The 14,259-nt window shown below is 60.8% G+C and carries 12 protein-coding genes; 9 read left to right on the forward strand and 3 right to left on the reverse strand.

Annotation, left to right across the window (positions count from 1 at the left end):
- Positions 1 to 102 precede the first annotated feature (102 nt).
- Entirely contained in the window at positions 103 to 1,257 is a 1,155-nt protein-coding gene (locus GYM54_RS02970; RefSeq protein WP_197445020.1) for an acyl-CoA dehydrogenase family protein, read from the reverse strand.
- A gap of 65 nt (positions 1,258 to 1,322) precedes the next feature.
- Positions 1,323 to 2,171, reverse strand: coding sequence for an IclR family transcriptional regulator (locus tag GYM54_RS02975; protein WP_197445021.1), 849 nt, complete (start codon positions 2,169 to 2,171; stop codon positions 1,323 to 1,325).
- Positions 2,172 to 2,423: 252 nt separating this feature from the next.
- Between GYM54_RS02975 and GYM54_RS02980 the strand changes: the two genes are divergently transcribed.
- The 9 genes from GYM54_RS02980 (at position 2,424) to GYM54_RS03020 (ending at position 12,150) form a co-directional block, all read left to right on the forward strand.
- Positions 2,424 to 3,209: an enoyl-CoA hydratase gene (locus GYM54_RS02980; RefSeq protein ID WP_197445022.1), complete on the forward strand. Its 786-nt coding sequence runs from the start codon at positions 2,424 to 2,426 to the stop codon at positions 3,207 to 3,209.
- Positions 3,210 to 3,211: 2 nt separating this feature from the next.
- Complete coding sequence (locus GYM54_RS02985; protein WP_125020927.1) at positions 3,212 to 4,741, forward strand: 3-hydroxyacyl-CoA dehydrogenase; 1,530 nt, start codon at positions 3,212 to 3,214, stop codon at positions 4,739 to 4,741.
- Positions 4,742 to 4,764: 23 nt separating this feature from the next.
- Positions 4,765 to 5,967, forward strand: coding sequence for a 3-oxoadipyl-CoA thiolase (locus GYM54_RS02990; RefSeq protein ID WP_125020928.1), 1,203 nt, complete (start codon positions 4,765 to 4,767; stop codon positions 5,965 to 5,967).
- 71 nt (positions 5,968 to 6,038) lie between these two features.
- On the forward strand, positions 6,039 to 7,271 hold the full coding sequence (locus tag GYM54_RS02995) for a CaiB/BaiF CoA-transferase family protein (protein ID WP_128121815.1): 1,233 nt from the start codon (positions 6,039 to 6,041) through the stop codon (positions 7,269 to 7,271).
- Between the two features lie 102 nt (positions 7,272 to 7,373).
- Positions 7,374 to 8,360: a tripartite tricarboxylate transporter substrate binding protein gene (locus GYM54_RS03000; RefSeq protein ID WP_125020930.1), complete on the forward strand. Its 987-nt coding sequence runs from the start codon at positions 7,374 to 7,376 to the stop codon at positions 8,358 to 8,360.
- 59 nt (positions 8,361 to 8,419) lie between these two features.
- Entirely contained in the window at positions 8,420 to 8,932 is a 513-nt protein-coding gene (locus tag GYM54_RS03005) for a tripartite tricarboxylate transporter TctB family protein (RefSeq protein ID WP_197092455.1), read from the forward strand.
- Positions 8,933 to 8,956: 24 nt separating this feature from the next.
- Complete coding sequence (locus GYM54_RS03010) at positions 8,957 to 10,432, forward strand: tripartite tricarboxylate transporter permease (protein ID WP_197445023.1); 1,476 nt, start codon at positions 8,957 to 8,959, stop codon at positions 10,430 to 10,432.
- Between the two features lie 38 nt (positions 10,433 to 10,470).
- The gene (locus GYM54_RS03015; protein WP_128121813.1) at positions 10,471 to 11,220 is read left to right on the forward strand and encodes an electron transfer flavoprotein subunit beta/FixA family protein; all 750 of its coding nucleotides are present in this window, start codon (positions 10,471 to 10,473) and stop codon (positions 11,218 to 11,220) included.
- Positions 11,221 to 12,150, forward strand: coding sequence for an electron transfer flavoprotein subunit alpha/FixB family protein (locus GYM54_RS03020; protein ID WP_197445024.1), 930 nt, complete (start codon positions 11,221 to 11,223; stop codon positions 12,148 to 12,150). It begins immediately after the preceding gene.
- Between the two features lie 61 nt (positions 12,151 to 12,211).
- Here GYM54_RS03020 and GYM54_RS03025 read toward each other — a convergent pair whose 3' ends face one another.
- On the reverse strand, positions 12,212 to 14,080 hold the full coding sequence (locus GYM54_RS03025) for a sigma-54-dependent Fis family transcriptional regulator (protein WP_197445025.1): 1,869 nt from the start codon (positions 14,078 to 14,080) through the stop codon (positions 12,212 to 12,214).
- Positions 14,081 to 14,259: the final 179 nt, after the last annotated feature.

Genomic DNA, 14,259 nt, shown 5'->3' on the forward strand with positions numbered 1-14,259 from the left:
AGCTGTGATCAGCTGTTCTCAAGCGGGGAGCTCTTGGTTGTCGACGATTTCTCGATAACCCAAGAGCGCTCCGGAGCACGCTCGACGTTCCCTTGCACTGCGTTAACGCTGTGCTTCGCGGATCATGTTGCGGGCGATGATTATCTGCTGGATCTGGGTCGTGCCCTCGTACAGACGGAACAGGCGCACGTCGCGGTAGAAGCGCTCGATGGCATATTCGCTGACGTAGCCCGCACCACCGTGGATCTGCACGCCTCGGTCGGCCACGCGGCCGCACATCTCGGTGGCGAACATCTTGGCGCAGGAAGCTTCCGTGCTGACGTTCAGGCCTTCGTCGCGCTTGCGAGCGGCGTCCAGCACCATGCAGCGGGCGGCGTAAATTTCGGCCTTGCTGTCGGCCAGCATGGCCTGGATCAGCTGGAATTCGGCGATGGGCTGGCCGAACTGCTTGCGCTCGATGGCGTACTGCAGAGAGTCGGCGAGCATGCGCTCGGCGGCGCCCACGGAGAGCGCGGCGATGTGCAGACGGCCTTTGTCCAGCACCTTCATGGCGGTCTTGAAGCCGACGCCTTCCTTGCCACCGATCAGATTTTCGGCCGGCACGCGGACGTTCTCGAAAATCACATCGGCGGTGTGGGCGCCTTTTTGGCCCATCTTGTGATCCCTCTTGCCGACCGTGACGCCTGCGATGTTGGCTTCGACGATGAACGAACTGATGCCACCGGCGCCTTTGATTTCGCGGTTGGTACGAGCCATTACGGTGAAGATGCCGGCATGAGGCGCATTGGTGATAAAGCGCTTGGTACCGTTAATGACATAGAAGTCACCGTCGCGAACGGCGGTGGTCTTCAGGGAGGCGGCGTCGGAGCCGGAGTCCGGCTCGGTTAGGCAGAAGGCGCTGAGAAAGTCGCCAGCGGCCAGCTTGGGCAGGTACTTGGCTTTCTGCTCGTCTGTACCGTCGAGCAGGATGCCGATGGAGCCAATGCCGTTGTTGGTGCCGATGTAGGAGCGGAACGCTGGGGACGTGCGGCCCAGTTCGAAAGCAATGTTCACTTCCTCTTCCATGGACACGCCCAGCCCCCCGAAATCCTCGGGAATGGTCAGGCCGAACAGGCCCATTTCCTTCATCTGCTCGACGATGTCCTCCGGCATCGAATCGGTTTCGGCAACTTCGTTTTCGCGCGGGATCAGCGCTTCGTTGACGAACTGGCGGATGGAATCCAGCAGGATTTGCAGCGTTTCCGGATCGCGGATCATGCGTTACTCCTCGAGGGTCCGATGGTCGGACCAGTCATATAGAAGAGGCTCGACCCGCTTCGGCATCAACGGGTGCTCGCCTCGATGTTGCTAACCATATGGACCAGCCGCGGCCCGATGTCCTCTTCCAGCTTTTCGCGCGAGAGCTGAAAACTCGGGCCTCCGCAATTGAATGCCAACAGGCCGTGCTGCGCATGCGTCATGGGCACGGCAACTGCGTTCACATCCCGGCTCCACTCGCCGATCGACAGGCAGTAGCCGTAGTCAGCGTAGTCCCGGAAGGCCTTTTCCAGGCCTTTGCGGAGCTTGGGCCAGTCCTCGGCGTGTCGGGTGCGAATGTGGTCAAGTAGAAAATCGCACTCGTTTTCCGGCAAACCAGCCAGGCACGCACGTCCCGCAGCGCTCAGATGCATCGGTAGATGGGTGCCCACCTGACGTCGCATCGTGAGGTTCCCCTGACCGTGCACCACGTCCAGGTAAACCATCTGCAGCCGGTCCCGGGCCGCCATCGCCACCGCCGCATTTGCGTGGTTGGCCATCTGTTCCATTAGAGGGTGCGCCACCGCCCTAATCGACAGGTTGGAGAGCATCCCGTAGCCAAACGACATCACACCTACGTCCAGCTGATACTTGCCTTGGGGCAGTTGCTTTAAATAACCCAGGCGCGTCAGCGTGTAAGTCAGACGGCTGACGGTCGGCCGGGGCAGATTGGCCTTGCGGGCCAGCTCCTGATTGCTCAGCACGCTTTCGCGTGGGCTGAAACAGCGAAGCAACTCCAGGCCGCGCGCCAGCGCAGTCACGAACTGGCGATCCTTTTCCTCATCTTCGAGCGCCGATATCGGATCGAGCAGGACCCGTTCGGTCTCCGAAAGCGCGCCTTGATCCGAGGAGCGATCCTTGATCTTGCGTTGCATGGTAGAGCCTCTTTTTTTATAAAATCAAGCTTTTCGAAATTGTATTCCGCGTAGCGGACATTCAGCAAGCGCTGCTTTCAATTTTGAATTATTTTCCGTATGTGGCCTCTGCCAATGCCATATCTTCCGACCAAAGTCGTATGCCTAGGGGGTGACAATTCAATAAAACAACGTTAAAACCTATCGCCCCACGGAAAAGCGAAATGCAGTTTCGCATAGCAGACATATCTGTATGATCACAGTGGAGCAGAGATGAGCCAACCTAACGATCCAGTCGTGCTGCTGGAGTATCCCCACGACGGTGTGGCCGTCGTGCGTATCAGCCGTCCCGAAGCGAAGAACGCGCTCAATGCGAGCGTGCGTCATCAGTTGGCTGAGCACTTCCGCACGCTCGCCCGGCGTGACGACATTCGCGCCGTCGTGCTTACCGGTGGTGAGCAGTTCTTCGTCGCAGGTGCGGATATCAAGGAGTTTGCCAGCGCCTCGCCGATCGAGATGTATGGTCGTCATACCGAGCTGCTATGGGATCCGATTGCCCGCTGCCCGAAGCCGGTCATCGCCGCTGTTAACGGCTTCGCCCTGGGTGGCGGCTGCGAGCTGGCGATGCACTGCGACATCATCGTGGCCGGGGAGTCGGCCCGTTTCGCCCAGCCGGAAGTCAAACTCGGTTTAATGCCCGGTGCCGGCGGCACTCAGCGTTTGATTCGCGCGGTAGGCAAATTCCAGGCCATGCGCATCGCGCTGACCGGCTGCATGGTCAAGGCGCCCGAGGCGTTGGCCATCGGAATGATTAGCGAAGTGGTGCCGGACGATCAGACCCTTTCGCGAGCCTTGGCCCTGGCCAGCGAAATCGCCGCGCTACCGCCACTGGCTGTGCAACAAATCAAGGAAGTGATGCTGGCCGGCGCCGATCTGCCACTGGACAGCGCGCTGACCCTTGAGCGCAAGGCATTCCAGCTACTGTTCGATTCCGCTGATCAGAAGGAAGGCGCCGCCGCCTTTTTCGAAAAGCGCAAACCCACCTACCGCGGAGAATAGGCATGGCTCGCTCGATCAACATCATGGGGCTGGTCGGCACCGGCGTAATGGGCGCCGGCATCGCCCAGATCGCGGCGCAGGCTGGCGTGCAAGTGCGTCTGTACGATGCCCGTGAAGGCGCCGCCTTGACCGCGTGCGACAATCTCGCGGCCACCCTCGGCAAACTGGTGGCCAAGGGCAAGATCACCGAGGCCTCCGCCGACGCTGCCATGGCGCTGCTCAAGCCGGTCGCCGCCATCGAGGAACTTGCCGGTTGCGACATGGTGGTGGAAGCCATCATCGAGAACCTGGATGCCAAGCGCGGCCTGCTGACCCAGTTGGAAGGCATCGTTGACGCCGAATGCATCCTGGCGACCAACACCTCGTCGCTCTCGGTGAGCGCCATCGCCACCGCCTGTCAGCATCCGCAGCGCGTCGCCGGCTTTCACTTCTTCAACCCTGTTCCGTTGATGAAGGTGGTCGAAGTCATCGACGGAATCGCCACCGATCCGGCCGTCAGCGATGCCCTGTTGGACCTGGCCAAGCGCATGGGCCACACCGGTGTCCGCGCCAAGGACACTCCAGGCTTCATCGTCAATCATGCGGGTCGTGCCTACGGCACCGAAGCCCTGAAGATCCTCGGCGAAGGTGTCGCCCTGCAAGGCGACGTGGACCGCATCCTGCGCGAGGGCGCCGGTTTCCGCATGGGCCCGCTGGAGCTGTTCGACCTCACCGCGCTGGACGTTTCCCATCCGGTGATGGAATCCATCTACACCCAGTTCTACCACGACCCGCGCTACACGCCGTCCCCGCTGACCCGCCAGATGCTGGTGGCCGGCCGCGTGGGCCGCAAGGTGGGGCAGGGGTTCTACCGCTACCAGAACGGCCAGATGGTCGATGCGCCGCAACCGCAACCGGTGCCGAGTGTTGAGCAATTGCCGCCGGTGTGGGTCGCCACCGAGAACACGGACGACCGGCAGACGCTGGTCGAGCTGCTCGATGCGCTGGGTGCGCAGGTGGAGGAGGGCGATCATCCTTCCGAGCAGGCGCTGTGCCTGATTGCGCCCTACGGCGATGACGCCACCACCGCAACCAATCGTTTCGGCGTGGATGCCGCGCGCACGGTGTGCGTGGACCTGCTGACCGATCTGTCTCGCCATCGCACGCTGATGATGACACCGGCTACCCGTCCGGACATGCGCGTTGCCGCCCATGCGCTGTTCGCCCGCGATGGCGTGGGCGTTACCGTGATTCGCGACAGCGTCGGTTTCGTAGCGCAGCGCGTGCTGGCCATGGTGGTCAACCTGGCCTGCGACATCGCTCAGCAGCGGATCGCCAGCCCCGAGGACATTGATCAGGCCGTGCGTCTGGGCCTGGGTTACCCGCAGGGTCCGCTGGCCTGGGGCGACAGCCTCGGTCCGCGTCGCCTGCTGACCATACTCGAGCGCATGTTGAACGTGACCGGCGACCCGCGTTACCGCCCGAGCCACTGGCTGCGCCGCCGTGCCCTGCTGGGTCTGTCGCTGCGCCTGGATGAGCCGTCCGCCGTATAACCCTTTTCTATATAGGTATCATCATGCTGAACGCCTACATCTACGCTGGCCTGCGTACTCCCTTCGGTCGCCATGGCGGTGGTCTGGCTCCGGTTCGCCCGGATGATCTGATTGCCGACGTGATCCGCGAGCTGATTGCGCGCACCGGCATTGACGGGGCTGCCGTCGACGACCTGATCCTCGGCAACACCAACCAGGCCGGTGAAGACAGCCGTAACATCGCCCGTCATGCCGTGCTGCTCTCCGGCCTGCCGGTCACCGTGCCCGGCCAGACCGTCAACCGGCTGTGTGCCAGTGGCCTGGCCGCGATCGTCGATGCTGCACGCGCCGTCACCTGCAACGAAGGCGAACTGTTCGTTGCAGGCGGCGTGGAAAGCATGTCGCGCGCCCCGTTCGTCATGGCCAAGGCCGAGAAGGCCTATAGCCGCGACTTCACGGTGTACGACAGCACCATCGGCGCGCGCTTCCCGAACCCGAAAATCATCGAGCAGTTCGGCAACGACAGCATGCCGCAGACTGGCGACAACGTGGCCCTCGAGTTTGGCATCAGCCGTGAAGAGGCCGACACCTTTGCCGCTGCCTCACAGGCCAAGTTCGAAGCCGCCCGCCAGGCTGGTTTCTTCGCCGAGGAGATCTTGCCGGTGAGCGTGCCGACCGGTCGCAAGACCCCGCCGAGCGTGATCGCCGAGGATGAGCATCCGCGTCCGCAATCCGACATGGCCGCACTGACCAAGCTGCGCCCGCTGTTCGAAGACGGCGTGGTCACCGCGGGTAACGCCTCGGGCGTGAACGACGGTGCCGCCGCGCTGCTGATCGGCAGCCAGGCCGCTGGCGAGAAGCACGGCCTCAAGCCAATGGCACGCATCCTGTCCGCCGCCGTTGCCGGCGTCGAGCCGCGCATCATGGGCGTTGGACCGGTGGAAGCCATCAACAAGGCACTGGCCCGTGCTGGCCTGAGCCTGACCGATATGGACATCATCGAAATCAACGAAGCCTTCGCCTCGCAGGTGCTGGGCTGTCTGAAGGGCCTGGATGTGGCGTTCGACGACCCGCGCGTCAACCCGAACGGTGGCGCGATTGCCGTGGGTCATCCGCTGGGGGCTTCCGGAGCCCGCCTGGCACTGTCCACCGCGCGTGAATTGCAGCGCAGCGGCAAGCGCTACGCGGTCATCAGCTTGTGTATCGGTGTCGGCCAGGGCCTGGCCATGGTCATCGAGCGCGTCTGAGCGAAGGCTGTTTGCTCATCTGAACCAGGTCGGCGGAGTTTTGTGCCGGCCGTGTTGAAAAGGTAAGAGACATGGGTGCATTGAGTGGGATTCGGGTGCTCGACCTGAGTCGTGTATTGGCTGGCCCCTGGTGCGGCCAAGTGCTGGCCGACCTTGGCGCCGAAGTGATCAAGGTCGAACGGCCGCGTGTGGGTGATGACACCCGTGGCTGGGGCCCGCCTTACATGAAAACGCCGGATGGCGAGAACAGCATCGAGGCGTCCTATTACCAGTCCACCAACCGCAACAAGCTGTCGGTGGCTGTGAACATCGCCACGCCGGAAGGTCAGGAGCTGGTGCGAGCACTGGCGGCCACCTCCGACGTGCTGATCGAGAACTACAAGGCCGGCTCGCTGGCCAAGTACGGGCTGGACTACGACAGCCTGTCGAAGCTTAATCCGCGTCTGGTCTACTGCTCGATCACCGGTTTCGGTCTGACCGGCCCGCGCGCCGAAGAGCCCGGCTACGACTTCGTCATCCAGGGCATGGGCGGTCTGATGAGCATCACCGGCGAGAAGGACGGTGTGCCGGGTGCCGGCCCGCAGAAGGTGGGCGTGGCCGTGGCGGACGTAATGACCGGCCTGTATTCCACCATCGCCATTCAGGCGGCGTTGCTGGCACGTGAAAAGACTGGTCGCGGCCAGCACTGCGATATGGCGCTGCTGGATGTGCAGGTGGCCGCCCTGGGCAACCAGAGCCAGAACTACCTGAGCACCGGCAAACCGCCGGGCCGTCAGGGCAACGCCCACGTCAACATCGTGCCATATCAGGTGTTCACTGCCAGCGACATGGATTTCATCATTGCCTGTGGCAACGACACTCAGTTCGTAGCCCTGTGCGATGCCATCAGCCTGCCGGAACTGCCGCGGGACCCGCGCTTCACCAAAAACGCCGACCGCGTGCGCAACCGCGACGCCATCGTCGGGCTGCTGTCCGAGCACTTCCTCAAGGACACCGCCGACAACTGGGTCACCCGGATCCATGCGGCGAAGGTACCAGTCGGCGTGATCAACGACATCGGCCGCGCCCTGGCTGAGCCGCAGGTGCTGGCGCGCGACATGCTGGTCGATATCCCGCACGCCAAGAACCCGGACTTCAGGATGGTCGGGAGCCCGGTGAAGCTCTCGGGCACGCCGGTCGAGTACAAGCGGCCTGCGCCGATGCTCGGTGAGCACACGGAGCAGGTTCTGAAATCCGTCCTGGGGCTTTCAGCCGATGCGCTGGATGTTCTGAAAGACAAGGGGGTCATCGAGCAACTCACGTAACCCATCCAGTAACCGGTACTGGCTCACTGCCTGAGCTGGACGTAAGCCCGGTCATGTTGCGACATGCCGGGTCATCAAATACGCAACCACAAGAGAGATAATATGAACAAGTTGATGAAAATGCTGGTGGCGACAAGCGCTGCCGTGTTGCTTCCGCTGCTCGGTACGGCCGCCCAGGCTGCCGATTGGCCGTCCAAGAACATCACACTGGTCGTTCCGTACGCCGCCGGTGGCTCCACGGATATCCTGTCCCGTCGGGTGGCCGACCTTCTGGGCACGGAACTGGGTGTGAACGTTATCGTCGAGAACCGCCCGGGTGCCGGCACCACTGTTGCCACCGCGCAACTGGCCCGGGTTTCCAAGCGCGATGCCGATTACCGCGTGCTGATGGCGTCCCCGGGGCACACTGTTGGCGCGAGTCTTTATCCCCTGGCCTATGACCCGGTAAAAGACTTCCGCTTTATTCAGAACATTATTGATATCCCTAACGTCCTCGTCGTACCGGCCAAGAGCAAGTTCCAGACCTTCGAAGAGTTCGTGCAAGCCGCGAAGACCGAGCAGACCTCCTTCAGCTCGCCTGGTATCGGCAGCTCCATCCATATGTCGGGTGAACTGTTCAAAGCCAAGATCGGTGCGTCACAGATGACCCACGTTCCGTTCCGTGGAAGTGGCGAGGCGCTCCCGGCACTGCTGTCGGGTGATGTCGACTTTTCGTTCGAGAACCTGCCAACTGTCTATCCGATGATCAAGTCCGGGCAACTGCGGGTACTGGCTGTCAGCACCAGCGAGCCTTCGCCCTTCCTGCCGGACGTGCCGACCGTGCAGTCCGTTGGTGTTGAGCCGGGGCTGTCCGACTTTGCCACCTCCGCCTGGTTCGGTCTTATCGGGAGCGCCTCGATGTCCGACGAGGCCTACGGCAAGCTGCAGGCCGGCGTGCAAAACGTCATGCAAAGCCAGGCGTTCGAGGATTTCCTACCGCAGCTGGGCGCTGTCGCCGGCAAGGAATCCGGGGAAGCGTTCAAGTCCATGGTGGAGCGGGATATCAAGCAGTGGGCTGATCTGGTCGAAGCCGCCGGACTCGGCGAATAAGCCTCAACAGCTTCATGGGGCGTCGCCGCGCGGGACGCCTCTGTCTATCTGGATGGATTATGAAAAACACCGCCATTCGCCAGAGAGTCTCCAGGCTTGCCAGCGTCGATGCAGCTGCCGGTCTGGTTCTCATCGTGGCATCCCTTACGTTTCTGTTTTATCTGGTTCCAGCGTACATCGTTGAGCCTCGCAGGCTTCAGTCACCGCTGCTGTCGCCCCTGGTCCTTCCTCAGATCATGGGTTGGATGATTCTGTTACTTGGTATCGGTCTGGTGCTCGGCACGATATTTGGCCCGAAGCGTGAGCGGGAAGAAAAATACACCAAACTTCGCGACTTGCCGCTCCATCAATGGCTGCTGCCGTTGCTGGCCTTCGCCGTTTACTACTTCGGGCTCGAGCTGCTGGGCGCGGCGGTCTGTGGCGTGCTGGCCACGATGTTGCTGTTCGTAGCCATGGGGGTCAGGCGCATTGGCATTTATCTGCTGGGTGTTGCGATGCCGATCGGTATCTGCCTGGCCTTCGACTATGGCCTGAATGTTCCCCTGCCTTACGGCTCGCTCTGGGGATATTGAGTACCCGCTTGATGAGATTATGAAATGGACCAGATGCTTGAGGTGCTCAGCCTTTTCCTGAGCGTGGAAAACATCCTGATGATCGCGGTCGGCGTGGTGATTGGCGTCGTGATCGGAGCCATACCCGGGTTGACCGCAACCATGGCGGTAGCCCTGGCGCTGCCGTTCACCTTCGGCATGGAGCCCGTCACCGCGATCCTGCTGCTGGTCGGCATTTACAAGGGCGGCATGTATGGCGGATCGATCACTGCCATTCTGATCCGCACTCCGGGCTCGCCAGCGTCTGCCAGCACGCTGCTGGACGGTTACCCGATGGCGCAGAAGGGTGAAGCCAAGAAGGCACTGTCCATGGCGCTGTACGCGTCCTGTATCGCCGACTTCATCTCCAATCTGTCGCTGATCTTCCTGGCGGGTTACCTGGCCAAGCTGGCGCTGAACTTCGGGCCGCCGGAGTATTTCTGGCTGATCTGCTTCTCGCTGACGATCATCATTTCCGTTTCCGGTGATTCGGTGATGAAGGGGCTGGTCGCCGCTGCTTTAGGGGTGATCCTCGCGCTGGTTGGCATGGATCCGGTCTACGGTACCGAGCGCCTGACCTTCGACAATTACAATCTGATGGATCGCATCAACTTCATCCCGCTGTTGATTGGTCTGTTCGCCATTCCCGAGATTCTCGAGTTCTATCTGTCGCGGGCCCGGGAGCACATCCAGACCGCCGTGGCGGGTGCCGACGTGACCTGGCAGGAGCTCAAAGGCAGCATGCGCAGCATCATTCGAGGCAGCTTCATCGGTGTGATCATCGGTGCCATTCCGGGCACTGGCGCGACAGCCGCTTCGTTCATCTCCTATTCGGAGGCACGCCGCAATTCGCCCAACAGGGACAATTTCGGCAAGGGCGAAATCGAGGGTGTAGCCGCAGCCGAGGCGGGCAACAACGCGGTTGCCGGCGCGACCATGATTCCGCTGCTGTCATTGGGAATCCCCGGCGACGTGATCACCGCGATCATCCTCGGCGCTTTCATGATCCATGGACTGACTCCCGGACCGATTCTTTTCCAAGAGAACATGAATCTGATCTACGCGCTGTTCTGCGGCATCATGCTCAGCTCCGTGGTGTTGTTCGGTACCGGCAAGCTGGCGATCCGGTATTTTTCCCGGATTGCCGACGTTCCCAAGCGGATCCTGTTCCCCATCGTTTTGATGTTCTGCATCTACGGCGCCTACGCCGTGAACAACAGCACCTTCGATATCGCTGTCATGCTGGTGTTCGGCCTGGTCGGCTTCATTTTCAACCGTACCGGATTCGCCTCAGCACCGTTTCTGATCGGTTTCATCCTGGGGCCGATGCTGGAAGACAACTTCCGTCGTTCCCTGCTGATCAGCAGCAACAGTTTCGATGTGTTTGTTCGTGGCCCCATCGACTGGTTCTTCATCGCGCTGACGGTGCTATCTCTGGGCTTTGCCTTGCGCCGCTACCTTCAATCACTACGCACCAATTGATCGCCGCCACCTCTGTGGTGCCTGCAATCGGAGACCTTATGAAAATACTGGTAACAGTCAAACGAGTGGTCGATTACAACGTCAAGGTCCGCGTCAAGGCGGACAACTCCGGCGTCGACCTCGCCAACGTCAAGATGTCGATGAACCCCTTCTGCGAGATCGCCGTGGAAGAAGCCGTGCGCCTGAAAGAGAAGGGCGTGGCCAGTGAAATCGTCGTGGTTTCCATCGGTCCGACCGCTGCCCAGGAGCAGCTGCGTACAGCGCTGGCGCTGGGTGCGGATCGCGCCGTACTGGTCGAGTCGACCGAAGAGCTCAATTCGTTGGCGGTCGCCAAATTGTTGAAAGCAGTAGTCGACAAGGAGCAGCCGCAGCTGATCATCCTAGGCAAGCAGGCCATCGACAGCGACAACAACCAGACCGGCCAGATGCTGGGTGCACTGACCGGATTCGCTCAGGGCACCTTCGCGTCGAAAGTCGAAGTGGAAGGCGACAAGGTCAAGGTCGAGCGTGAAATCGATGGCGGCGCGCAAACCGTTGCGCTGAACCTCCCGGCGATCGTCACCACCGACCTGCGTCTGAACGAGCCGCGCTATGCGTCGCTGCCGAACATCATGAAGGCCAAGAAAAAGCCGCTGGAAGTGCTGACACCCGACGCACTGGGCGTATCGACCACCTCCACTGTGAAGACCCTGAAAGTCGAAGCGCCTGCTGCCCGTAGCGCAGGTATCAAGGTCAAGTCCGTGGCTGAATTGGTCGAGAAACTGAAGAACGAGGCGAAGGTAATCTAAATGACTATCCTGGTTATCGGTGAACACAACAATGCGGTCCTGGCGGCTGCGACCCTCAACACCGTGGCCGCTGCAAAAGCGATCGGTGGTGACATTCATGTACTGGTAGCCGGTAGCGGTTGCGGTGCCATCGGTGAGGCGGCTGCCAAGATCGAAGGTGTCTCCAAGGTGCTGGTCGCCGATGACTCAGCGTACGCCCATCAGCTGCCGGAAAACGTCGCGCCATTGATCGCGGGTCTGGCCAAGGATTACAGCCACGTGCTGGCGGCCGCGACCACCAACGGCAAGAACTTCCTGCCGCGCGTCGCCGCCCAGCTGGACGTGGATCAGATCTCCGAGATCATCGCTGTCGAAAGCGCCGATACGTTCAAGCGCCCGATTTATGCCGGTAACGCCATTGCCACCGTACAGTCCAGCGCAGCGATCAAGGTCATTACCGTGCGGGTTACCGGTTTCGATCCGGTCAATGCTGTAGGCGGTTCGGCGTCGGTGGAGCAGGTTTCAGGTACGGGTGATGCTGGTGTTTCCGCATTCGTTGGTGAGGAACTCGCCAAGTCCGATCGTCCTGAACTGACAGCTGCCAAGATCGTAGTGTCCGGTGGTCGTGGGATGCAGAACGGCGACAACTTCAAGCATCTGTATTCGCTGGCCGACAAGCTGGGGGCTGCGGTTGGTGCGTCCCGTGCGGCAGTTGATGCGGGCTTCGTCCCGAACGACATGCAGGTCGGCCAGACCGGCAAGATCGTTGCGCCGCAGCTGTACATTGCGGTGGGTATCTCCGGTGCGATCCAGCACCTGGCTGGCATGAAGGATTCCAAGGTGATCGTTGCGATCAACAAGGACGAAGAAGCGCCTATCTTCCAGGTTGCCGATTACGGCCTGGTAGGCGATCTGTTCGAGATTCTGCCGGAGCTGGAAAAACTCGTCTGAGTCAGAAGGGCAGCCGCCCTCGCGCTGGCTGAGCGCGAGGGTGGCATTCCACTACGGAGGTCTAGTTATACGAACCTTTGCCGGGCATCTTGATGCCGTGCTGATTCACGCGGCGGTAAAGGGTCGCACGGGAAATTCCCAGCTCCTGTGCAGCAAGTACCGGCTTCCAGCGATTGCGTACGAGCGTGTCGATCAGCGCTTGACGTTCCGGGTCTCCTGCTGACGTTTCCTCCCCGTTCACCGGGGCGCTGATAGCGAGCGTTACCGGCAAGTCTTCGACACCGATCACCTGGCTGGCGCACACCGCACAGGCATATCGCAGCGCATGATGCAGCTGGCGCATATTGCCGGGCCAACTGTAGTTCAACAGCATCTCCAAGGCCGCGTCACTCAGTTGGAAGCGCTCTGCGGATCGCGTGAATTCTTCGTCCAAGAGCTTATTGATCAAGGCCAATTTATCGGTGCGCTCGCGCAATGGCGGGATATCGAAGCGCGCGCCGTTCAAGCGGAAGTACAGGTCTTCACGGAAGGTACCTTGCTCGACCAGCGTCACGAGATCGCGGTGGCTGGCACACACGACCTGAATGTCGATGGGCTGTGGGCGTGAGGCGCCTAATGGCGACACTTGGCCTTCGCTCAACGCCCGCAGCAGGCGGGTCTGCAGTGTGAGCGGCATATCGCCGATTTCATCAAGAAATAACGTGCCGCCATCGGCCTGTTGCAGTAGACCCCGCATGCCTTTACTTGATGCGCCGGTGAAGGCGCCGGCCGAATAGCCGAACAGCTCACTTTCGATCAAGTTTTCGGGTATCGCCGCACAATTGATGGCGACGAAGGGCTTGTCCTTGCGTTTGCTGGCTGCATGCAACTGCAACGCGAAGTGCTCTTTGCCAGCGCCTGTCTCACCATGAATCAATACCGGCAGCCCCCGGTCCTTGACGCGCACCGCCAGTTCAAGAGTTCGGGCAACCGTTGGATCGAGCGCTTCGACCACCTTGCCGGTTGCACGTGCGCTCGGACGGCGTCTTGGCGCTTTGAGTCGCACATGTAGGTTCAGCGCAGATAGGTAATGAACCGTGTCATCAGCGCGATCAGGAAGCCGGTCTGAAATAAAGGCTTCATCGACGGTATCCGGAATTCGGCCGTGACGCTGTAGCAGCAGCCGCCGTGCGGCGGGATTGAGCGCCTGGATCACACCATCGCTATCCCATGCGAACAGGAACTGCGGTTGGCTATCGACATACCCGGGAAACGGATGCGCGCGCAACACCCAAAGATCCTGGGTGCTGTACATGAAGTACGCATTTTCGATTTCAGCGGCGCTTTGAATGACCATCTGACGGATCAGATGTTGGCTACGCCTGTCATCCGGCGAACGTATGGCGGATACGTCCAAAACGGCGAAAAGCTCGCCGGAAGGGGAAAAGACCGGGGCGGCAGAGCAGGTGTTGCCGATGAACGCTGCGCGAAAATGATCCTGCTTGTGTACGGTGATCGGCTGCTTATCGATCAGAACCGCACATACGGCGGTGGTGCCTTCTTCGCTTTCCGTCCAGCACGTGCCGAGGTCGATGCCGGCACGTCGATACTCGCCGCGGATCGTTGAATCGATGCAGTAATCGACGGTGCATCCCAAGGTATCGGTGAGCATCACGCAATAATCGGCATCGCGCACTCGATGGTGGAGTCGACCAATCTCATCGCCCGCCAGCCTCAGGAAATCGTCGATACGCTCTCGATGCTCATTGAGTTGGTGTGCTTCGAGCACTCGTGGGCCCTGCAGCGAGCCTGGATCGAGTTGATGGTGCTGCACCGAACGGCGCCAGGAGTCGACGATGCTGCTCGGAACGGGAAGCGTCGGCGCGCTTTGGGCGGTGCGTAGCACTCTGCTCACGTGTTCCACATGAGCCTTTGAGTAACCAGAGGACATGTTACCTCCGCATGGTCAATTCTAATTTTTGTACGGCCATTTAATGCGTGTTGACCGGTGTCCACAAGCTGAATCGATTTGCGTTACAGGGTGAGACATAACGTCTCACCGTTCTCCCTTCGTCCCGCTCATCGCGAGACATAACGTCTTGATCGGCTGCGATCGCAATTCGCCTTTCG

Origin of the sequence: Pseudomonas sp. MTM4 (assembly GCF_019355055.1) — a bacterium.
Taxonomy (GTDB): Bacteria; Pseudomonadota; Gammaproteobacteria; order Pseudomonadales; family Pseudomonadaceae; genus Stutzerimonas.